Origin of the sequence: Rosenbergiella australiborealis (assembly GCF_018494035.1) — a bacterium.
GTDB classification, from domain to species: Bacteria; Pseudomonadota; Gammaproteobacteria; order Enterobacterales; family Enterobacteriaceae; genus Rosenbergiella; species Rosenbergiella australiborealis.
Genome location: NZ_JABBFO010000015.1, coordinates 21821 through 42298, shown reverse-complemented (window position 1 = coordinate 42298; position 20478 = coordinate 21821). Strand labels below are relative to the sequence as shown.

The window sequence follows — 20478 nt, the reverse complement described above, 5'->3', positions numbered from 1 at the left end:
CAGGATGATGACACCGGAAGTAATTACCACCCTAGGTCAAACCGCGATGCAAGTCACTTTATGGCTTGCAGCGCCTCCGTTGCTTGCCGCACTGATCACGGGGTTAATCATTAGTCTGTTACAAGCAGCGACTCAAGTGAACGAGCAAACGCTCTCGTTTATTCCGAAAATTATCGCGGTGATCACAGCACTGCTGGTGAGCGGACCGTGGATGCTCACCACTATGACCGATTACCTCAGGTCTATCCTCACCGCTTTCCCACAATGGGTCGGTTAGTATGGACCTTCTCAGCCTAACAACTCTGCTTGATCGATTGCCGCACTTTTTCCTGCCCTTTTGCCGAATAGTTGCGTTCTTTTTCTCTGCGCCCTTGTTCTCTGAAAAGTCAGTCAGTGTCCGTCTACGAGTAGCGTTAGCCATGTTATTAAGCTTTCTGCTGGCACTCTCCCATCCTGATACGCAGATTACGCTTTTTTCTGTACAAGGGGGGTTATTACTCATCAATCAGTGTGTTATTGGTGCAGCACTGGGTGTCAGTATGCAATGTATCTTTGCCGCGGTGCGCTTAGCAGGAGAAGTGGTCGCGCTACAAATGGGGCTCTCTTTTGCTTCCTTTTTTGACGCGGCTAGCCACAGTTCACTCTCTGTTGTCTCACGATTACTGGCCTATTTCAGCCTACTTTTATTTGTGAACACCGGAGGGATTTTATGGATGATCGAGCATCTCGCTGAGTCGTTTGAACATCTTCCTTATACTGCAACCGATTCGTTAACCGCGCGTTTTTTTGGCGTTGTGGAACTTGGCAAGTGGATATTTTTACACGCATTACAACTCTCTCTTCCACTGATCTTTACCTTGCTCGCCGTCAATATTGCGCTGGGGCTATTAAACCGTATGACACCCCAGTTCTCTGCCTTTGTAATTGGCTTTCCTCTGACACTACTTATCGGGATTTATGCACTGTATCTAAGCATGCCGTTACTGTTAGAGAGCGTGCAACACATCATGCAAGTGATTGACCAGCGGCTTTTTACTCTAGTCAGTACGGCATAACAACGCGGTAAGTGGGCGCTAGGCCTTCTTACCGGAAAAAGGGGCCATGATCATTCTGACGCCCGCCAAGACCAAAGCACCAAGAATCGCGCCCACCAGCAGGCTGCCAATATTTGACAGGACACTTTCTGCGAGGCTGTTTAAACCCGCAGGCAAAACAAGCGCCAAGGAATGGGTGATATGAGCGATCCCGTGATGGAGCCACGGCCAACCGTGGATCAAGATACCACCGCCAACCAAAAACATCGCCAGCGTGCCGACAACCGATAAACATTTCATCAGTTTGGGGGCTAAGAGGAGCAAGAACTTACCCAACGCTTGTGCCAGCACATTTTTACGGACTTCTAACCAATAACCGGCATCATCGATTTTAACGATGATACCCACAAGGCCATATACCCCAACGGTCACCAGTAAAGCGATACCCGCCATGATAATAATTTGATTAAGCAGCGGCGCGTGTGAAACGATACCTAAGGTTAACGTCACAATCTCCGCCGAGAGGATAAAATCAGTACGCACCGCCCCTTTGATTTTATCTTTCTCATACTTCGCCGCATCTTCCTCGCTCAGTTTGGCTAAGCGTGCTTGGCGCGCTTCAGGGCTCTTTTTATCTTTTTCAGGAAAAAGCCAATCCAAGACTTTTTCGATACCCTCAAAACAGAGGTAGGCCCCACCAAGCATCAGTAATGGCGTAATTAACCAAGGCACAAAGGCTGAAATCAACAGCGCGAGAGGAACTAAAATCACCTTATTAAGTAAGGAGCCTTTAGCCACTCCCCATACTACTGGCAATTCTCGATTGGCCTTAACGCCACTGACTTGTTGGGCATTTAACGAGAGATCATCACCCAGCACACCAGCCGTTTTTTTGGCCGCAACTTTTCCCATCACCGATACATCATCGAGTAAGGTAGAAATATCGTCTAATAATGCAAATAAACTCGTTCCAGCCACAGTCGGGTCCTTATCAGTCGCGTTAGAGAATCGGACTATCTTGACAACATGAACAGGTATTTTCCTCAACCGCTGTCATATCAGCAAAACCCGGCGTATCCCACTCAATACGAATTGGTCTTCCTGCCGGAAAGGCATGATGGATATATTTATAGACTGGCGTCTCGGTCAATCCCGATATCTCTTCAGTGGCAACACACTCTTCACCCACATAGATCTTAGCGGTTGCTTTACTTGCCACCATCCGCTCATCTTGCAAGGCATAAAGACGGGTCACCGTCAGGCGTATACTCGGCATAACTTCCCTCGTTTTATCGTAATAATTATTCCATTAACTTTACACAATTCACGGAATCCTGCCACTGCTGCGCGAAAACACCACGTAAAGCCAGTATCTGTCGATTGTTTTTCAATGAGAACTCAGTATCATTTGTCCGCCAATAAAAAACGCGTCGTCGTGGAAAATACAGACCATTATGCAAGCAAATAGTAACGTTCCAAACCATCGCCATGCCTCTTCCCTCTCTCAAGCCAAACGCGCCGCTTGGGGGAGTTTTGCAGGGGCTGTCGTCGATTGGTATGATTTTTTATTATATGGCATAACTGCCGCATTAGTCTTTAATCACCAATTTTTTCCACAAATTAGTCCCGCGATGGGAACCTTGGTTGCCTTCGCAACCTTCGGTGTCGGTTTTTTATTTCGCCCTCTGGGTGGAGTTGTGTTTGGTCATTTTGGCGATCGCTTAGGCCATAAGAAAATGTTAATCATTACTGTGTGGTTAATGGGAATAGCAACCGCCGGTATTGGCCTTCTTCCCTCTTTTGCCAGCTTAGGTTGGTGGTCGCCAATATTATTAGTCACCCTACGAGCTATCCAAGGTTTCGCCGTCGGCGGGGAATGGGGAGGAGCCGCGCTCCTCGCGGTAGAACATGCCCCCAAGCACCGTAAAGCCTTTTACAGCAGCGGCGTACAAATGGGCTACGGTGTTGGGTTGCTGCTAGCCACAGGCTCAGTCAGTCTTATTAGTTACCTTACCAGTGAAGCGCAGTTTGCCAGCTGGGGGTGGCGTATTCCCTTTTTACTCAGTGCAATCTTAGTGGCCATTACATTATGGTTACGAACCGGTATTGAAGACTCACCGACAATCACCGATACACCAGCGCCATCCCGTTTACCGGTGTTAGAAGCCATAGTGCGTCACCCTTCAGCTTTCTTTTTAATTATAGGGTTACGTTTATGCGAGTTATTAACGATGTATATCGTGACCACCTTTGCTCTAAATTATTCCACACAAAATCTCGGTCTTCCGCGTGAACTTTTTCTGTCCATTGGTTTGCTCGTAGGTGGCGTGAGTTGCCTCACCATACCTTGTTTTGCTTGGTTGGCTGACCGTTTTGGACGTCGTCGTATTTACGTTATCGGCGCGCTTTTAGGCGCTATCAGTGCTTGGCCATTCTTTATGGCGCTTGAGCAAGGGCTAACACTGCCCATCATCTTATTTTCTCTTCTACTGGCCAACGTTGCGCACGACATGGTGGTGTGTGTGCAGCAACCGATGTTTACTGAGATGTTCGGGGAACGGTACCGATACAGCGGTGCCGGCGTCGGTTATCAAGTGGCCAGTGTGGTAGGTGGTGGTTTTACACCATTTATCGCCGCAGGCTTAGTCAGCCTCAATAGCGGAAGTTGGCATGGCGTTGCCCTCTACCTAACCTTGGGTTGTGTGCTTTCACTGATCACTGTCAGTTTTGTGAAAAAAAATTCAATCGTGAAGTAATCATGCGAATACGGATAACCTGATTGGCTGTCCGTTTGCTAAGATAACGAAATGCCGAATTATCCCCTTAATCGAGATAACAATGAGCCCTATGAATATACCGAAATCTACTCAACTGCCCGAGAGCGATTTGCTGTTTGCCGCGCCCCCTCACCAAGACAATGAACAGGCCGCACGCAGCGAGCAGTTACTTAGTGTCGCGCGCCAACAGCTTCGCCATGAAGATCATTTAGCCGATAAGCGTACCCGATCTTATATGTGCTTATTTATGTTTCTGTATTTAATGCTCGGGGCTTCCTTAACGCTCCCTACCCTACCGGCCAATTTTACCCGTTATAATTTGCACTATGCCATTGAGGCCATTCCCGTCTTAATTTCGTTTTCCGGCTTTTTTATTTCCGTGCTATTTTTCTTCTCAACCCGCCGTGCGTGGCGTCGTAACCTGAGCTGGCAGACAGCTATCAGCAAACTTGAAACACAAACCGGTCAGCAACTCAGTCATTATATTGCTGCACTCAATCGTGGCCCGCAAAACTATTCCCATACCAACACACAAAGTCTGCTAGCGCTATTTGTCTGTATCACCTGGGGGGTGCTGTATAACTTCTTCACCTTTACGACCAGCGGCGTGATTGGCAGCGTAATCTCACTGTTTATCAGTACAATGGTCTACGTAATGCTAGATATTCAATTATTGAAGGCGTCGCAAGAAGTGATGCCCGGCGAGACTCAGCCTTCCGATTAACGGATTTCACTCCTCTTGATGACCCGCACGCTTTCGCGGGTCACACTTTGTTAAGGTTTAATTATCGTGTGGTATATGTTAGCGGTGACCCTATTATGGGGGTCTTCATTTAGTCTGACGGGACATATCCTTGCCGGGCATGTAGATGGTTTTTTCTCTGTATTTATCCGAACACTTATTGCAGCCATCGTCTTTGTACCGATGATGAAATGGCGAGGCTTACCGACTCGCCTGATTGTCGGTTTATGGGTATGTGGAGCGCTCCAATTTGGGATTACTTATGCGTTAGCTTACCAGAGCTTTCGACTATTAACCGTCCCAGAAATGCTACTCTTCACGACCCTCACCCCACTTTATATCGGTCTCATTAATAATGCGTTGGATCGTCAATGGAACCCGTGGACACTTCTTGCGGCGCTCTTCGCGGTATCCGGTGGTATGGTTATTCACTACCACGGGTTAACAGGCGATTTTTGGCGGGGTTTCTGGATTTTACAACTTGCCAATGCAACCTTCGCTGCCGGGCAAGTTATTTGTCGCCGCTTACTGCTGAGCCGCCGCCCCGATTTAACGATGCCAAAATTGCTGGGACACTTTTTCTTAGGCGCTGTGATTATCTCCGCCATTCTCTTCGCCCTATTTGGCAATACGGCACAATTACCTCACACGTCATTGCAATGGGGCTTGCTGGTGTATTTAGGTCTTATCGCCACAGCATTAGGTAGCCTTTGGTTAGCAAAAGGCAGTACACAGGTTAGCGTAACTGCCTTAGCCATTTTTAATGAGCTGCATGTTCCGATTGGGCTAGTGATTAACCTGCTTTTTTGGGGAAGTGATGTCCCGGTTATACGCTTACTCGCCGGTTGCGCATTGATTGCCGTAGCCGTAGCCATCAACTATTATGGCGCAGCGAAACTACGCGCGCAGGCGCTGTAGCCATACCAAAGAAGATGAAAGTCGTTGAATTGACTCTTTTATCAGCAGTCAAACGGCAAAATCGAAAAACAGCTTTGACAAGCTTTAGGCGGGGCGCTATTATCTGCCCCGTCTTCAGGACAATTCCTCTGTAGTTCAGTCGGTAGAACGGCGGACTGTTAATCCGTATGTCACTGGTTCGAGTCCAGTCAGAGGAGCCAAATTTAAGAAACCAGATGTCTACTGACGTCTGGTTTTTTGCTTTCTATCAATGGGTTAGCCCTTCAAGCTTGTCTACTCCCGTCTATTAAAAACCACTCGAAGCCACACCCTTTTGCTGGTAAATTACACGGAGACATACTCATTTATGCGAACAGAGGCTAATTTTTAAAACCCGATTTACCATTGGCCTGACGCCATTGTTTTACTTCCTGAACAACGCCTTCTGGACTATCATCTTTCCCATCCTCTGGATAGAAGATAAGGTCGGAACCTGATGGATGTTCAGCAAGTCGTCTAAACTCCCTAACTCGACGATTATCGTCCTCTTCTGTTGGCCCTTCGGCATTATAAATTTTACGAACTAAATCTAAGAATTCGCTTTCTGTATAATCAGATAATATTTTTTTATCACCCATATTATCGACATTATAAACCTCTCCACCTTTACTTATTGGAATAATATGATGGATTTCATAGCGTTCTCTTCCTCCAGCACGATCCTGTTCCCGTGTGAAAGGGGAGTTTCCATTGCGTATATGAAGTTTGTTACTCCCCCGGAACTGATTTGAAAGCTCAGGATCTTTTGAAACCTCCACCAAAAAGCCTTGCGGAACTGGTCAAAATTTTCAAAGGTTCGCCCTCGTAGCTTATCTGCTATCTGACTTGGAACCGGAGAACCATTCCCCGTGTTAGCATCCGACAACCAAATACTACTAACCTTCTGGCCTTTACCCGTTACCTGACCGGAATTGTTTCGCAGATATATATAAATCGGAGGAATATCCGATATAGGCAGAACAAGAATGTAATCCGCAAAATTCTTTTCCTCCGGCGTAGTGCTGGTTGTGGCCTCAATACTGGTATTTTCCGGCAACGGATCAACAACTACCGGGTTTGGTATCCTTACCGGGTTCTGGTTGTCTGTATTTGAAGGAACATTGACACCTGAACTGTCCGGCGTCCAGAAAAGCTGGTCAGTTGCAGCATACCAATCCTGACCTCTTCATACTGCGCCCAGAACAGCAAATCCATGATGGGAATGATGTTGTAATCGAGTATTCTCTTGAGGTTGCTGACCCCAAAGCGAAAATCTCTGGCTGGAGGCTAAGGAGCCTGTAGTTGTTCTTTCCACTCAGGCACCATGACTTTCAGGTAATTGATGATTTCTTCGGGTGATGTTTCTGCCAGATTAATTTGAACCAGCATCAACCCTTCGTTATTTACCCCGGCTTCCTTCAGATAATGCGAGCCTTCCCTATGAGGTAGGGGTTTTCAATCTCTTGAAAAAGTTGTTCTACTGTCAAATCCTTAAGCACACTGTAATTTTCAATGTTGAACCACTCATTAACAGCGCAGGCGATCTCCACGTTGGTCATGAGGTATCTATCCTTCTGGCTTTACTTATCCCTTTGATATGTTATGAGTAAACATATCGGATTTGATGGCGGTAATCTATTGAATGGATCAGGGAAAAGCAGCGGAACAATCAGTCCAGATATGAAGATCGTTCAGTGAATTTCAGCAAAGTATGCTTTCATAACCCATTGGAATATAATTGCGATAACCAGGTAACGGAGTACCCCCAGTGAGCAATGCATTATTTCCTTTAACGATCTTCACGACCAAGCGCCGTTTCAATGATTTTTCTACGGACGATATGCGTTATGGCGACATCCCGGAAGACAGACTCAGAAAAGAGTTTGGGCTTAACAACATATCGAATGTGGTTGAGCCCTATACCCTAACCCGACTAACAGCATTTGATAATCCGCAATCAAGGTTCGCAGGAACTTATGGTGGCATTCACCGTGGCGATAAGCTGAGTGTCCAGCAATGCGCGCAGCTATTATTCGAGGAAATGCAGGTTACATCGCTCCCCTTTTCTTTCATTGGCCCGCACAGATATTTAATCAATCAGATGCTAAGGAATTTGCAGCTTTCACGAGGATTAGATTTCCATAATCCACAGTTGGATATAGCTTATCGGGACAAGTTGCATTCTGACTATGCCACAAGGCAAACTAAGACAGTTTTACACGATAATATAGGATTATTCATTGACTATAATAATAAAGGCTTCCCGCATAATAAATTAGAAAAACTTGCGAGCGCCCTCAAAGATTCTATACTGCCAAAATTTGACTCTTTACTACTTGATAAAATTAATGGAATGGGAATTACCATCCACGATGTTTATGCAACAAAAATCGAAATTCTCCGCCTGGATGTTAATGATCATAGTTGGAAAGAAAATGTCAGATTCACAGGTCAGGACCATTTTGGTCTGGATGTTAGTGATATACGCAAGCAAAAATTCAATCAGTTTCAATTCTTCAGAATATGGTTTGTTCTACAAAGATTTAATAAATTCGGCTTTCGCCCATTCCTGACAAATATGCAAGCTGTAATTAATATAGAAGGAAAACGATAATGCGGAGGTTATTAGTTTCAGTAATTTTTTTACTGTTAATTTTCGCTAGCTATCTTATTATCAGAAAGCCACATGTCTCTGTTATTGATGCACATTATGATGGTAACACTGCACAGGTTATTGTAGATGAACTACCTTTCCTTAAATCAAAAAAATAGAATGGTGGAACGAAAACAAAGAAAACATAATGAAAAAATACAACATTCCATCAGGTAAGAATACTCCTTTCCAAATCACTATTTATGCATTTGGTTATGGGTATAAAGAAGAGGAAGAAGAAGACAGACGTTGCTTTCCAGACATTGAACCACCTAAAAACTGTATTGATAAAAATATAATTATGTCGATAAGCCGTACACGTAATGGCAGTATAAAGTATGATTTTTAATTAAAAAATTTATATCTAATTTTAGATGGTATTGGATTTTTTTCTTACTAATCAGCCAGGTTTTTTATTGAGCGAGATTCTGTGTTGCCGACAATCCCATGTTCCAGAATATTTACTCTTACCATTCAGAGAACGATATTAATGAGAGCCAGTCAGAAACAGAAAAGATCGCTTCTCAGGATCAAGATGAATTAACCAAACCCGTTTTAAACCCTCATCCAGAAAAACCAGAGGATAACAGCACAGAAGAAGATAACGTATTTTATATGAAGGACTGGGATCTCCCCGACTTCCAGTTACCGCATACATAACTATAAGGAAAACCATAATGCTAAAAAAAGAAATAAATACAATACTTAACATCCATAGTTACAGAATACATCCGAATAGAGATAGAGTATTTTTTTAACTTTTCCACAAAAATAGTCAGCAATCATCAATCGAAAATAAATTTCATGGTTCCATGCCTTATTAGTAGGTAATGTCCTTATTAATTCAGCATTCACATTATAGATATCTATCGCTGTTTCATACTTTTTACATATTTGAGATATTTTTTCAATGTTTTCAGATGAGATATCATCAGTAAATAAATGAAACTTAAATTTTTTATTTTCATTATTGATAATTACTGATTCAATTGATACCCCTGCACCCAATATAAACTTATTATCCGCCCCATAAGCAATGTTTAATTCTTCTTCACTCTTCAAGGAAGAAAACTCAATCTTATTTTTAATTAATTCTCGCCCGAAAAACATTGAAATAACCTGTTTATATTTGTAACAAGATGCAACTTTATATTAAGAGAGTGTAAGTTTCCACAAGATTGTGTAAGTAACCACTTTTTAATTTTAATGTTAAATCTTTAACTTAGATATTTAACATCTATCGAACGATAATTTAAGATAAAAACGTAACATCTATAAACTTTATGAATTTTTATACGAAAATTATTTACATCTATAAAAATAACCTATGAAAGGAATACGTTATAAAATAAAAAAGGAAAGATTAGAGGATAGGCAATAACACCTTGAGTATCGTAAATTAACCATTCTGTTCCGATGGTCATTAAGAACGGGTGATTTACAACTCAGTAAACACATGATTATTGATAGTCGCGGATTTTTTGATATTAGTTGGCCTCATCGCTCAGGCACCTTTGTAACAACAATAGTACAATCGCCCGATTTTTCTTTATCAATCACCAAGCGCTTACTGCTTTTTAGCGCACAACTCATCTTCCCTTTGCGCGCGCTCACCACACAATTATGCATAAACTCAGTGCAACCGGATGAACAATGCTATGCTTTATTAACGGACAGATTATCACCTTAATGTGAAAATTTGTGCGGTTATCCTTTAATGATGATCATGCAAACTTGTCATCTGACCAAAATTCAATAAGAATTTCACCGAAGAGTGATCTATTTCATGTTTTTTATAGAATTCGTCTACGCTTATACCACCAGAAACTTTTCACTAGCCAATGAGCGAATGGAGCGAAAGTGATACAAAATCCAAAACTTTACCCCCAACGTTCAACGGATGAACCTTCATCAGAACAGCTTTTCAACTGGGCGCGTAATGCGGTGCTTGGTCAAAAGCAACAACTGCATACCCCTAAGGACGAATCCGCACTACAAAAACTCCTTGAAGAGAGTTCAGGCCCAATCCGTATTGTGGGAAGTCGGTTGTCACCAGGAAGGATGGTCGCCCCACAATCCGAAGGCATATTAGTCGACTTAAAACACTTTCGCGGTGTTATCGCGCTTAATAAGGACAGTGTTCGCGTAGCCGCTGGGACCCCTTTACAAGAACTGTTTAAGATGTTGCAGCAGAACGGCCGTATGCTTAATTGCTCACCAGGTGTTATTGCTGTGCAAACGGTTGGTGGTGCGCTTGCGACCGGAACACACGGTCAAGGTTTAAAACAAAGTGCTATCACTGATGAGGTCTTAAGTTTCACCTTAATTCTCGCCAATGGTGAAAAACGCGTTTTTACCCGTGACGACCCTGAGTTTCCTGCCGTAATGGTCAATATTGGTTGCCTTGGAATTGTAACGGAAGTGACCCTTGCCACCGTCCCTGAAACCTATTTCACCTGTGAAAAAGTGGCGGTAAGTGCCGATACATTAGAAAACGATATTTTAGCGTGGAACCAACAGCACCAATTCAGTAAAGCGTGGTGGTTTGTCGACGACAACCTACTTCACGTCTGGAACATTGATCCTGCTTCGGACAGCGATATTCATAGCTATCAAGACAATGACCAACAGGTGGTGCGTCACTCTTCTCAAGAAGATGAGAGCTTAAATGCCGCAATCGATCAAACCCTCGCATTAATGCATGCCGATACCCAAGTTCACGGTCATGGCGGTAAACAATTTCGTACTGTAGCCCGCTTTAAAGACTTTACTGATGTAACGGGTGATATTTATCAACTCCTTTGTCGTGGCATAGCGGTACCGCAGATAAATGTGGAGATCGGGGTACCTTTGGCCGAAACGCCAAAGATCATCCGTCATATCAAGCAATGGTATGCCGAAAATCAGCCACATATGCATTATCCGATTATTCTACGCTGTACCGGAGCTTCTGATGCTTGGCTCAGTCCAGCATATCATCAAGAGACCTGCTACTTCGGTTTCGTTGTCTACTACGCAGATGATGGCTCGTTATCTCAGGATGGGTTACATTTTCTAACTGAAGTAGAAAAAATCTTAGCAACCTACGGTGGACGTCCTCATTGGGGTAAATATTATGATCCTGAGCACTATACTTGGTCAGAACTTTACCCGAAATGGCAAGATTTTGAACGGGTGAAACGTCGTCTTGACCCACAGCAACGCTTTAGCAATGACTATATCGGTCAACTTTTTGATTCGACGACAGGAGAGCACTAATGAATGCATGGGCAACCCTGCTTACTCAGGAAGAGTACCTTGTTGGCGTTATCGCATTACAGCGATCTTTACGCCAACAAAAGACAAAATGGCCTCTTCTGGTCATGGTGACCGAAGCGATCACGACCGAATCTCGTCAGCAGCTTACTGAGGAAGGGTGTCGTGTGGTGGATATCACACCACTGTACCCTAACGCTGGATTAAGTGAACATTATGCCTCGGCGCAATTTGGCGAAGTATGGTCGAAACTGCGTGTTTGGGCTCTGACGGATTACCAACGCATTGTCTTCTTAGATGCTGATATGCTTGCCGTTCGTAATATGGATGAGTTGTTTGACTTACCCCTTGCTGACGGGCATATCGCTGCCTGCCATGCTTGTCGCTGTAACCCAAACCAGATAGCTAGCTATCCGGCAAATTGGCAGCCACAAGCCTGCCATTACACGTGGCAAGAGCAAAATCAAGCGGCCCCCAGTACCTTAGATCTGTACTTAAACGGTGGATTCTTGGTGCTAAGCCCCAACGAGGAGATAGCAACCTATTTAGCGGACAAAGTGCAAGCAATTACCGATTTAAGTCAATATCCGTTCTCAGAACAGGATCTGCTTAATGAGGTCTTCGCAGGGCGCTGGACACCGTTATCCTATGGCTACAACGCATTGAAAACGTTACCTTTTCAGCATAAAGGGTTGTGGAAATTTGATGAGGTGAAGAACATTCACTATATTCTTAAAAAACCTTGGCAAAAACCCAAACACCCGACGGTCGCAGAACAGGACAGAGACACCCCACTCGATACGTTGTGGTGGCAAGCCTACCAGCCTGAACACTGAGTTAGTCTCGCGTTTTGGCTAAACCCGATAATACGGGTTTAGCCATTAAAATTTATTACCTCTGCGTCAGTCTAGAACCAAGTAACTTTTCAATTTTTTCGTTACTTACTGCTGGGCTAAACAAAAACCCTTGGCCGATAAGATAACCTTCATTAATCAAAGTATCGCACTGTTCTTGTTCTTCGACCCCTTCGGCAACCACTTCCATCCCAAGACAATTGGCCAGCAATAATAAGGCTTTAATAATCGCTTTACCTTCACGTCCTTGATCCAAACTATTCACAAAGCTGCGGTCGACTTTGATCACATCAACCGAGTAATCTTTAATATTACTGAGGGTCGAATAGCCCGTACCGAAATCGTCGAGGGCGATGCGGACACCGTGTTCTCGTAACTGTTTTATCGCCCTAATCACAAATTCAGCACCACTTCCGACAATCATATGCTCGGTGATCTCAATTTCAATCAGTCGCGGGTCAATGCCATAGTCGGCTATCTGTGCTAAACACTTTTCTGCGTAATCATCCCACATAAATTCAACCGGTGAGGCATTCAGAGAAACCGGCACCAACATCAATCCTTTCGCCACCCAAGATTGCATATCTTTAAAGACACGAGTGCGGATCTGCTCACCGATTTTTTCAACTAAGGCGCGATTTTCAAATGCCGCCCAAATAGCACCCGGCGAAGCTAATTCACCGTTCGGTTTAATAAAGCGTAACAATGCTTCTACACCGACTAACTTCCCATCGTGAAGCCTGACTTTCGGCTGATAGTAGGGCTCAATCGTTGCGTGATCGATAGCGTACTGTGCCAATTCCAACTGTTCGGCAATACGGGTAACACTGCTCATCAACTGACTGTGATACTGTAATACCCCGCCAGACCGATTTTGTTTAATTTCCGTCAACGCAATATTCGCCGCTTTCATCAACATATCGCTATTTTCCACTGAGCCCGGCCATGTCGCTGTACCAATGCTCATTGAAAGACGTATGGATTGACCGTGATAACTGATAGGTTGGGAAATGGTGTTAACCATATCTTGGGCGATCTGGTTAATTTCATCGACGGTAATAGTATTGGGAATAACTATCGCAAATTCATCGCTGGATAGTCGTGCCACATACCCCTGGCCGGCTAGTTGCTTGGTTAATCGTTTGGCGACAACTTTAAGAATATGATCACCCGTATGATTACCACGGATATCATTTAAGCGCTTAAAATGGTCAAGATCGGCATGTAATAGTGTGACCGATTGTTGAGTGACTTTTGCAATGCGGATCGTTTTTTTCAGATACTTTTGAAAGTGGCGGCGGTTGGGGATGTTGGTCAGCTCATCAAATTCAGTAAGGTGTCGTAACTTAGATTCGGCTAAAAATTGCTGCGTAATATTTCTCGAAACACAGAGAATAGATTCCAATTTTCCCTGAGTGTTAAGCTCTGAGGTCAACAACGTATACCAGTAACTGGTTTCCCCCAACTCATTCACTCGCTTACCAAAAAATTCTGATTTCCCTTCAAAAGCGACTTTTTTTAGTGCTTTTCGCGCACTACGCCTTGTGTTAGCGGGAAGTAGCGGTAACCACGCCATACCAAATCCGCGCTTAGGGTCAACGCCCAGTGCAAGGCAAGCCGCATGATTCATATTTTCAATCCGCCAATCTGGCGTCAAAATTTTTATACCATCAATGCTAGCATTCAGCATAGCTTTGTAAGCATGATGAGTCTCTGCAGAGCAGGGATCGATTGAGCTATCATCCGAAAATGGCGGTGAGATAGCCGAAGGCAAAGTATTTAACATTAATTCCCCAAAAAGTTTAATCCTTCCCTTACAGGATAAATCATGCTTATTTTGCAAGAGTGGTATTTCCGCCGACGCGACAAGATGACAGTAAACAAAACAAAAACAATAAGAATAATCCTACTTAGCTACCTAAGGACATTTAGGGGCTTTTTTATTCATTTTCCAATAATGAGTTAACCAGGTTCCACTGGATAATCGCCACCAAAAACATATCCCACGTACTGCCCAATCCATAACCATTCCTAACCAAACACCCAGAACACCGAAACCAAGCCAAATACCTAACATATAGCCCATCACTACCCGAGCGCCCCACATGCTAAACATGGAGACATACATGGCAAACCGCGCATCACGTGCCCCTTTTAAACTGGCCGGGAGCACCCAAGAACAAGCCCAAATAGGCATAAAAGCCGCATTGAGCCACAATAGATGCTGGGTGACGGTAACAACATCCGGGTCATTGGTGTAGAACCGAGCCAATAATCCCGCAAACGGAATTGTCGACCAAGCAATTAGCGTTAACCCTATTGTTGCCAGCCAGAAAACATGACGAATCTGTTTTTCTGCTTGATAAACCTGATTTAATCCTAACCGTTTGCCTGTGATGATTGTTGAAGATGAGGCCAAGGCATTTCCCGGTAAGTTAATCAAGGAAGCGATTGAAAAAGCGATAAAATTGCCCGCAATATCATTCGTTCCCATGCCTGCCACATAGACCTGCGTCAGTAACTTTCCGCCATTAAATAAAACCGATTCCACACTTGCTGGAACTCCAATACTCAACACCTCTTTCAATATTGACGTGTTCCAACGGTAAAAGTAGCTGTTAATCGGGATCAGTAAGTGGCCGCTTAATCGATGTGCGAGCACAATAATAATGATCAGTGCGCCGATATAGCGCGATAAAGTCAAGCCCAACCCTGCGCCGCTAAAACCTAGGCCTTTCCACCCCAAACACCCATAAATAAGTAATGAGCTAATAATAATATTGAGGATATTCATGCCCGCATTAACCAACATAGGTACTTTCGTATTACCCGCTCCGCGCATTGCGCCGCTGCCTATCAACGCGATAGCCGCAGCGGGATAGCTCCATGCTGAGATATGAAGGTAGTTTAGCGCCATTATTTTGACTTCAGGCTCGGCATTACCCGCAATGACATCAATAATTGCTGGCCCAAAAAACTCAATCACTAACGCCAACAAAAATCCCATCACGGTCATCAAGCCTAAAGATTGTCGTGCAGCCGCGCGGGCGCGCTGACCATCACCCCGCGCTAAACTAAAGGCCACCACCACTGTAGTGCCCAGATCAATCGCCGCAAAAAAGGCAATTACCACCATATTGAAACTATCGGCCAACCCTACCCCAGCCATTGCGGCTTTCCCTAACCAACTCACTAAAAAAGTGCTCAACACCCCCATCAATAATACGCAGAGGTTTTCGATAAGGATAGGAACCGCAAAAGGCGTTATTTCACGCCAAAAAAGTGTACGGTAGCGATGTCGTTGACCGTACCAAGGCGTACGTTTAATGATTTGAGGAAGAGAAACAACCAACCGCTGCACCATGCGTATCCTTTATTTAAAACGGAGAAGAGCGGTAATAAGAAAAATACCCAATAACTTCGTATGCTTCCTAATAACTTTAGACCTAAAAATATAACAACTCAATCATTTTTAACATTTACAATACATCACTCAGCCTCTTTTTCGCCCCATTTGTACTTTATAAAACGACAGGTTACAGTGATTGCTAGGTAATTTATGGCGATAGCCTGATGAAAAGAGAGGTTCATAATCATGTCACATTCACCGGTTGCAATCGATCGCGCCCTTGATCAACTCGAATCCTATTATGCAAGTGCTGTTTCTGCACTCAGAGGAGCATTACAGCATTATTTAACATCAGGCAAACTCCCCGATAATGAAACGCGACAATCGGGGTTATTTTGTTATCCAGAATTGGTTTTACATTGGCAAGGGGAACAAATCCCTATCCAACGTGTGCGTGCATGGGGACGTTTTACGCATGCGGGAACCTATAGCGCCACCGTTACCCAACCTGCCCTTTTTCGCCGTTATCTCACTGAACAACTTGAAATGCTCAGTCATGAATACCAGTTTACCCTTGAAGTCAGACCCTCTAACGTCGAGATCCCCTATCCTTACGTAATCGATGGGCTAGGGCTAACGATTGAACGCCCTCAAATGGCCGCGATGACGCGCTATTTTCCGACCACTGATTTAGCCAATATCGGCGATGATATTTCTGACGGCTTAATTACCCATGAGCAAGAATTTCCCCTTGGTCAATTTGAAGCACTGCGTGTTGACTTTTCCCTCGCACGTTTAAAGCATTACACGGGTACCCCGGCTGAAAGTTTCCAGCCCTATATTCTTTTCACTAACTATACGCGCTATGTGGATGAGTTTATTCGTTGGGGCAAACAGCAAGTTGCCGATCCAAACTCCCCTTATGTTGCTTTAGTCTGTGCGGGCGGTAATGTGATCAATGCAGATAACGTGAACCAAGAACTCAGCCAAGACGCGTGGAAAAAACATCAAATGCCAGCATGGCATCTTATTACCGAAGACCAACAAGGTATTTCATTAATCAATATTGGTGTCGGCCCTTCTAATGCCAAAACAATTTGCGATCACTTGGCCGTATTACGCCCACACGCATGGTTAATGATTGGCCACTGTGGCGGACTCAGAGAGAGTCAGCGCATTGGCGATTACGTATTAGCCCATGCCTACCTTCGTGATGATCACGTACTCGACAGTGTGCTGCCAGCGGATATTCCTGTGCCGAGTATCGCAGAAGTCCAACGTGCGCTCTATGACGCAACACGTCATGTTTATGGAGATGAGGATAGCCTGAGTATTAAGCAACGATTACGAACGGGGACGGTGGTCACGACCGATGATCGAAACTGGGAACTGCGTTATGCGGCTTCCGCGCTGCGCTTTAATCTTAGCCGTGCTATTGCCGTCGATATGGAGAGTGCCACCATTGCCGCACAAGGTTACCGCTTTAGGGTCCCTTACGGGACGCTGCTCTGCGTTTCGGATAAACCTTTGCATGGTGAAATCAAATTACCGGGGCAAGCAAATCGCTTTTATGATGGGGCAATATCAGAACATCTACAAATAGGTATTTGTGCCGTGGATTTACTGCGTGCGGAGGGAGATAAACTTCACTCACGTAAGTTAAGGACTTTTGTCGAGCCCCCCTTCCGTTAAATAGCAGCGTTAGGGGGAATGCCCCTAACGCTGACATATTTAGGCGTTAAGCCAGCCTAACTTAATGACAAACAGTACCGTCAAGACCAGTAATGCTGGGTTAAGCTCCTTAAACTTTCCGGTGCAAAGTTTAATAACTGTCCAGCTGATAAATCCAAAAGCAATACCATTAGCAATCGAGTAGGTTAATGGCATTGCTAATGCGGTAATGGTGACTGGGGCAGCTGTTGAAATATCCTTCCAATCGATCTCAGCCAGTCCCGAGGCCATCAACACCGCTACAAATAGTAGTGCGGGGGCCGTCGCGTACACCGGCACACTGCCTGCCAACGGAGAGAAAAAGAGCGAGAGCAGGAATAAAATCCCAACAACGATTGCCGTCAACCCCGTGCGTCCACCGACAGCTGCACCCGCGCTAGACTCTACGAAACTGGTGGTTGTTGATGTCCCGAGTAAAGAACCAAACAGTGCGGCAATACTGTCTGACAGTAATGCACGGCCCATTTGTGGAATATTACCACTCTTATCCACTAAGCCTGCTTTACGCGTTACACCAATCAAGGTGCCAGAGTTATCAAAGACGTCAACGAATAAGAATGCAAAAATAACACTCACCAGACCAACATTAAACGCACCAGCAATATCAAGCTGTAAGAATGTTGGAGCCAAGGAAGGCGGAGACGCAATCACACCACCAAATGGCGATAATCCGGTAAGAATAGAGATAGCAGTAATCACTAAAATTCCGATTAATATCGCCCCTGTTACACGGCGTGCTTCGAGAATCACAATTAAGAAGAAACCGGCGATGGCGAGTAACGGCCCAGGTTTTGTAAGATCCCCCATTCCAACTAACGTTGCAGGGTTATCGACAACAATTCCTGCACCTTCTAAGGCGACGATAGCAAGAAATAGCCCGATACCGGCGGCAATCGCTGAACGAAGCGGAAGTGGAATACTGCGAATAATCCACTCTCTAATTTTAAAAATAGAGAGACAGAAGAATAACACGGCTGAGATAAATACTGCCCCTAAGGCGACTTGCCAGTGATACCCCATATGTAACACAACAGTATAGGTAAAGAAGGCGTTAAGACCCATACCCGGAGCCAAAGCAATCGGTAAGTTCGCAATCATCCCCATTAATACCGAGCCAATTGCCGCCGCTAAACAGGTCGCCACGAATACAGCGCCCTTATCCATGCCGGTTTGCCCGAGAATAGAGGGGTTAACAAAAAGAATATAAGCCATCGCCAGGAAGGTGGTCAGGCCTGCAATAATTTCTGTTTTTACGTTGGTGTTGTTTGCCTTTAATTTAAAGAGCTTTTCGAGCATATTTTTTTCTCAAATTATCGTCGTTTATACACGATACGCCTCAGCCGTAGTGACGGATCGCGTGCTCAAGGTGTTAGAACGCACTCGCTACGTAAACGTTTTCGTTCCGGCGCAAGATCCTAAAGGGGGGAAGCCGCCTGAGCAATAGTTTTTTATCACTTTGCCTAATAAAGTTGCTGGACGGCCCGAGGGTTAAGCAGATTATTATGCGGTTTGTGACATCAATTGTGTCGACGACACGGCAATACGAGCAAACTCACACTGCTTAAGGATCGATTGAGCATGATGATATAACACCTGTCCCGCATCTGTTGGGATCACTCCCCGTTTGGTACGAATCAACAATTGCTGATTAAACTCGCCTTCTAATGTGGCTAATTGCTGACTAAGCGCGGGTTGGGCGATATGAAGTACTTCACTTGCCCGAGTCAGGCTTCCTGTGTCGACAATTTTAACAAAATATTTTAAGCGTCTTAGGTTCATTGTTAACTCCTACTAAGGATAAGTGGCGTCGAACTCGCCGCAAGTGATGATATAAAGCAATTATTAGGCCAACTTTGTAAAGTTGTGTCTTTCAGGCCGCTTACTGCGTTTAGGGATTACCCACTCGTCGCCATTGCACCTTAATAAAGCATAATGACCAACTTTTAGTGCAGGGGGATTGAACAGAGAATCTCCATCTTGGCTATTTCACCAGCAAACACACCACATTTAGAAAAAAGAGCTTTGACAAGCTGCGTGAGCAACACTATTATCTGCCCCGTCTTCAGGACAATTCCTCTGTAGTTCAGTCGGTAGAACGGCGGACTGTTAATCCGTATGTCACTGGTTCGAGTCCAGTCAGAGGAGCCAAATTTAAAAAGCCCGCTCAGGTTATCCCGAGCGGGCTTTTGGCTTTATCATCTCTCTGGGTTTCGTGCTGGATACCCGTCCAACCCTTTGCGGGTTCAGTCGCGATCTTCGTGTTGCGTCATCGTCCTTCGCCTCTCATACCGTAGCGACTACAAGTTGTGGCTCAGATTGCTTAAGTTCAGCTTGGCGGGTCGATTGCTGTTTTTCTCGTCTATAAAGACTCACCACCTCCCCGACAATCAATAACGCCGGTGCCTTAACGTGGTGTCGCTCAACCAATTTCGCCAAGGTATCCAAGCGACCAACAATCACTCGTTGCTGAGGTTGCGTACCACGTTCTATTATCGCAACCGGGGTAGTAGCCGATAATCCATGCGTGATTAATTGCTGACTGATTTGCCCACAATGGGCAATACCCATATAAAACACTAGCGTCTGGCGTTTTGCTGATAATGCTCGCCAATCGAGATCCGGTTCTCCCTCAGCACTATGTCCCGTGATAACTTGTACCGACTGTGCCACATGGCGATGAGTTAGGGGAATACCACTTGCCGCCGCGCAGCCCATCGCGGCGGTAATACCGGGAACTATGTGGCAAACCACCCCACGTTGCTGGCAGTACAGCATCTCTTCTCCCCCGCGCCCAAAAACAAAAGGATCGCCACCTTTAAGACGTACCACTTTTTTGCCATCCTGTGCCAAGGCTACTAATAACTGATTAATCTCATCCTGTGCGAGGGTATGGGCATGGGCAGATTTACCAACATAAATTTGCAATGTTGCAGGAGGAATAAGCGCGAGAATTGGCGATGAAACTAAGCGGTCAAACACCACCACATCGGCCTGTTCAATGACCCGTAGTGCTTTTAGCGTTAACAGTTCCACATCACCCGGTCCTGCACCGACCAACCACACCTCCCCGCCTGTAACGGGATTCTGCTGATTGGCATTAGCCATAATCTGTACCAAGGCACTCATAGAGGATGACACCCCTAAGAT

19 protein-coding genes, 2 tRNA genes and 3 pseudogenes are annotated in these 20478 nt (G+C 44.9%); 13 read left to right on the top strand and 11 right to left on the bottom strand.

Going from position 1 to position 20478, the window contains the following annotated elements; genetic code table 11:
* The first annotated feature begins 7 nt into the window (after positions 1-7).
* Both fliQ and fliR read left to right on the top strand, forming a co-directional pair.
* Entirely contained in the window at positions 8-277 is a 270-nt protein-coding gene (fliQ, locus tag HGT73_RS13200; protein ID WP_214215744.1) for a flagellar biosynthesis protein FliQ, read from the top strand.
* A 1-nt stretch (position 278) separates the two neighbouring features.
* Positions 279-1055 (top strand): flagellar biosynthetic protein FliR, encoded by a 777-nt coding sequence (gene fliR / locus HGT73_RS13195; protein WP_214215725.1) that lies wholly within the window; start codon positions 279-281, stop codon positions 1053-1055.
* Between the two features lie 18 nt (positions 1056-1073).
* Here fliR and HGT73_RS13190 read toward each other — a convergent pair whose 3' ends face one another.
* Together HGT73_RS13190 and HGT73_RS13185 are read right to left on the bottom strand one after the other, a co-directional pair.
* Positions 1074-2012 (bottom strand): DUF808 family protein, encoded by a 939-nt coding sequence (locus HGT73_RS13190; protein WP_214215723.1) that lies wholly within the window; start codon positions 2010-2012, stop codon positions 1074-1076.
* Between the two features lie 22 nt (positions 2013-2034).
* Positions 2035-2310 carry a hypothetical protein gene (locus HGT73_RS13185; protein WP_214215721.1) on the bottom strand — a complete coding sequence of 92 codons (276 nt, stop codon included), beginning with the start codon at positions 2308-2310 and terminating at the stop codon, positions 2035-2037.
* 178 nt (positions 2311-2488) lie between these two features.
* Between HGT73_RS13185 and shiA the strand changes: the two genes are divergently transcribed.
* The 4 genes from shiA (at position 2489) to HGT73_RS13165 (ending at position 5671) form a co-directional block, all read left to right on the top strand.
* Positions 2489-3790, top strand: a complete 1302-nt coding sequence (shiA, locus tag HGT73_RS13180) for a shikimate transporter (RefSeq protein WP_214215719.1) — start codon at positions 2489-2491, stop codon at positions 3788-3790.
* A 91-nt stretch (positions 3791-3881) separates the two neighbouring features.
* The gene (locus tag HGT73_RS13175) at positions 3882-4535 is read left to right on the top strand and encodes a RipA family octameric membrane protein (protein ID WP_214215717.1); all 654 of its coding nucleotides are present in this window, start codon (positions 3882-3884) and stop codon (positions 4533-4535) included.
* Positions 4536-4601: 66 nt separating this feature from the next.
* On the top strand, positions 4602-5471 hold the full coding sequence (locus HGT73_RS13170; protein ID WP_214215715.1) for an EamA family transporter: 870 nt from the start codon (positions 4602-4604) through the stop codon (positions 5469-5471).
* 124 nt (positions 5472-5595) lie between these two features.
* A tRNA-Asn gene (locus HGT73_RS13165) sits at positions 5596-5671 on the top strand.
* A gap of 159 nt (positions 5672-5830) precedes the next feature.
* On the opposite strand, the gene HGT73_RS13160 is transcribed toward HGT73_RS13165, so the two are convergent.
* The 3 genes and pseudogenes from HGT73_RS13160 to HGT73_RS13150 form a co-directional block, all read right to left on the bottom strand.
* Positions 5831-6088, bottom strand: a complete 258-nt coding sequence (locus tag HGT73_RS13160; protein WP_214215743.1) for a bacteriocin immunity protein — start codon at positions 6086-6088, stop codon at positions 5831-5833.
* 57 nt (positions 6089-6145) lie between these two features.
* Positions 6146-6585: pseudogene (locus tag HGT73_RS13155) on the bottom strand (S-type pyocin domain-containing protein); the annotation flags it as partial.
* A 53-nt stretch (positions 6586-6638) separates the two neighbouring features.
* Positions 6639-7048 (bottom strand): annotated as a pseudogene (locus HGT73_RS13150) (DUF6387 family protein); the annotation flags it as partial.
* A 209-nt stretch (positions 7049-7257) separates the two neighbouring features.
* Here HGT73_RS13150 and HGT73_RS13145 point away from each other — a divergent pair.
* The 3 genes from HGT73_RS13145 (at position 7258) to HGT73_RS13135 (ending at position 8802) form a co-directional block, all read left to right on the top strand.
* Positions 7258-8103: a DUF3289 family protein gene (locus HGT73_RS13145; RefSeq protein WP_214215714.1), complete on the top strand. Its 846-nt coding sequence runs from the start codon at positions 7258-7260 to the stop codon at positions 8101-8103.
* Between the two features lie 187 nt (positions 8104-8290).
* Positions 8291-8491 carry a DUF943 family protein gene (locus HGT73_RS14880; protein WP_244968571.1) on the top strand — a complete coding sequence of 67 codons (201 nt, stop codon included), beginning with the start codon at positions 8291-8293 and terminating at the stop codon, positions 8489-8491.
* 98 nt (positions 8492-8589) lie between these two features.
* On the top strand, positions 8590-8802 hold the full coding sequence (locus HGT73_RS13135; protein WP_214215712.1) for a hypothetical protein: 213 nt from the start codon (positions 8590-8592) through the stop codon (positions 8800-8802).
* 45 nt (positions 8803-8847) lie between these two features.
* On the opposite strand, the gene HGT73_RS13130 is transcribed toward HGT73_RS13135, so the two are convergent.
* Positions 8848-9252: a glycosyltransferase gene (locus HGT73_RS13130; RefSeq protein ID WP_214215710.1), complete on the bottom strand. Its 405-nt coding sequence runs from the start codon at positions 9250-9252 to the stop codon at positions 8848-8850.
* Positions 9253-10002: 750 nt separating this feature from the next.
* Between HGT73_RS13130 and HGT73_RS13125 the strand changes: the two genes are divergently transcribed.
* Together HGT73_RS13125 and HGT73_RS13120 are read left to right on the top strand one after the other, a co-directional pair.
* Positions 10003-11400: a D-arabinono-1,4-lactone oxidase gene (locus HGT73_RS13125; protein ID WP_214215708.1), complete on the top strand. Its 1398-nt coding sequence runs from the start codon at positions 10003-10005 to the stop codon at positions 11398-11400.
* The gene (locus HGT73_RS13120; protein ID WP_214215706.1) at positions 11400-12233 is read left to right on the top strand and encodes a glycosyltransferase family 8 protein; all 834 of its coding nucleotides are present in this window, start codon (positions 11400-11402) and stop codon (positions 12231-12233) included. The genes HGT73_RS13125 and HGT73_RS13120 overlap by 1 nt, the downstream gene beginning before the upstream one ends.
* Before the next feature lie 55 nt (positions 12234-12288).
* On the opposite strand, the gene HGT73_RS13115 is transcribed toward HGT73_RS13120, so the two are convergent.
* Together HGT73_RS13115 and HGT73_RS13110 are read right to left on the bottom strand one after the other, a co-directional pair.
* Entirely contained in the window at positions 12289-14037 is a 1749-nt protein-coding gene (locus HGT73_RS13115; RefSeq protein WP_214215704.1) for a sensor domain-containing protein, read from the bottom strand.
* A 132-nt stretch (positions 14038-14169) separates the two neighbouring features.
* On the bottom strand, positions 14170-15615 hold the full coding sequence (locus HGT73_RS13110; protein ID WP_214215702.1) for an EmmdR/YeeO family multidrug/toxin efflux MATE transporter: 1446 nt from the start codon (positions 15613-15615) through the stop codon (positions 14170-14172).
* A 231-nt stretch (positions 15616-15846) separates the two neighbouring features.
* On the opposite strand from HGT73_RS13110, the gene HGT73_RS13105 reads away from it, so the two are divergent.
* Positions 15847-17292 carry an AMP nucleosidase gene (locus HGT73_RS13105; RefSeq protein ID WP_214215701.1) on the top strand — a complete coding sequence of 482 codons (1446 nt, stop codon included), beginning with the start codon at positions 15847-15849 and terminating at the stop codon, positions 17290-17292.
* 39 nt (positions 17293-17331) lie between these two features.
* Here HGT73_RS13105 and HGT73_RS13100 read toward each other — a convergent pair whose 3' ends face one another.
* Both HGT73_RS13100 and HGT73_RS13095 read right to left on the bottom strand, forming a co-directional pair.
* A complete protein-coding gene (locus HGT73_RS13100; protein ID WP_214215699.1) occupies positions 17332-18627 on the bottom strand; it encodes an NCS2 family permease in 1296 nt (431 codons plus the stop codon).
* A gap of 237 nt (positions 18628-18864) precedes the next feature.
* Positions 18865-19110, bottom strand: a pseudogene (locus HGT73_RS13095) (LysR family transcriptional regulator); the annotation flags it as partial.
* A 293-nt stretch (positions 19111-19403) separates the two neighbouring features.
* On the opposite strand from HGT73_RS13095, the gene HGT73_RS13090 reads away from it, so the two are divergent.
* Positions 19404-19479, top strand: a tRNA-Asn gene (locus HGT73_RS13090).
* 135 nt (positions 19480-19614) lie between these two features.
* On the opposite strand, the gene cobA is transcribed toward HGT73_RS13090, so the two are convergent.
* Positions 19615-20457 (bottom strand): uroporphyrinogen-III C-methyltransferase, encoded by an 843-nt coding sequence (cobA, locus tag HGT73_RS13085; protein ID WP_214215742.1) that lies wholly within the window; start codon positions 20455-20457, stop codon positions 19615-19617.
* Positions 20458-20478 lie beyond the last annotated feature (21 nt).

Excerpts from the sequence above, each read along its gene's own strand:
- HGT73_RS13100 (WP_214215699.1), bottom strand. The coding sequence starts at position 18,627 with ATGCTCGAAAAGCTCTTTAAATTAAAGGCAAACAACACCAACGTAAAA.
- HGT73_RS13135 (WP_214215712.1), top strand. The coding sequence starts at position 8,590 with ATGTTCCAGAATATTTACTCTTACCATTCAGAGAACGATATTAATGAG.
- cobA (WP_214215742.1), bottom strand. The coding sequence starts at position 20,457 with ATGAGTGCCTTGGTACAGATTATGGCTAATGCCAATCAGCAGAATCCC.
- HGT73_RS13110 (WP_214215702.1), bottom strand. The coding sequence starts at position 15,615 with ATGGTGCAGCGGTTGGTTGTTTCTCTTCCTCAAATCATTAAACGTACG.
- HGT73_RS13130 (WP_214215710.1), bottom strand. The coding sequence starts at position 9,252 with ATGTTTTTCGGGCGAGAATTAATTAAAAATAAGATTGAGTTTTCTTCC.
- fliQ (WP_214215744.1), top strand. The coding sequence starts at position 8 with ATGACACCGGAAGTAATTACCACCCTAGGTCAAACCGCGATGCAAGTC.
- HGT73_RS13175 (WP_214215717.1), top strand. The coding sequence starts at position 3,882 with ATGAATATACCGAAATCTACTCAACTGCCCGAGAGCGATTTGCTGTTT.
- shiA (WP_214215719.1), top strand. The coding sequence starts at position 2,489 with ATGCAAGCAAATAGTAACGTTCCAAACCATCGCCATGCCTCTTCCCTC.
- HGT73_RS13120 (WP_214215706.1), top strand. The coding sequence starts at position 11,400 with ATGAATGCATGGGCAACCCTGCTTACTCAGGAAGAGTACCTTGTTGGC.
- HGT73_RS13105 (WP_214215701.1), top strand. The coding sequence starts at position 15,847 with ATGTCACATTCACCGGTTGCAATCGATCGCGCCCTTGATCAACTCGAA.
- HGT73_RS13160 (WP_214215743.1), bottom strand. The coding sequence starts at position 6,088 with ATGGGTGATAAAAAAATATTATCTGATTATACAGAAAGCGAATTCTTA.
- HGT73_RS13185 (WP_214215721.1), bottom strand. The coding sequence starts at position 2,310 with ATGCCGAGTATACGCCTGACGGTGACCCGTCTTTATGCCTTGCAAGAT.
- fliR (WP_214215725.1), top strand. The coding sequence starts at position 279 with ATGGACCTTCTCAGCCTAACAACTCTGCTTGATCGATTGCCGCACTTT.
- HGT73_RS13115 (WP_214215704.1), bottom strand. The coding sequence starts at position 14,037 with ATGTTAAATACTTTGCCTTCGGCTATCTCACCGCCATTTTCGGATGAT.
- HGT73_RS14880 (WP_244968571.1), top strand. The coding sequence starts at position 8,291 with ATGAAAAAATACAACATTCCATCAGGTAAGAATACTCCTTTCCAAATC.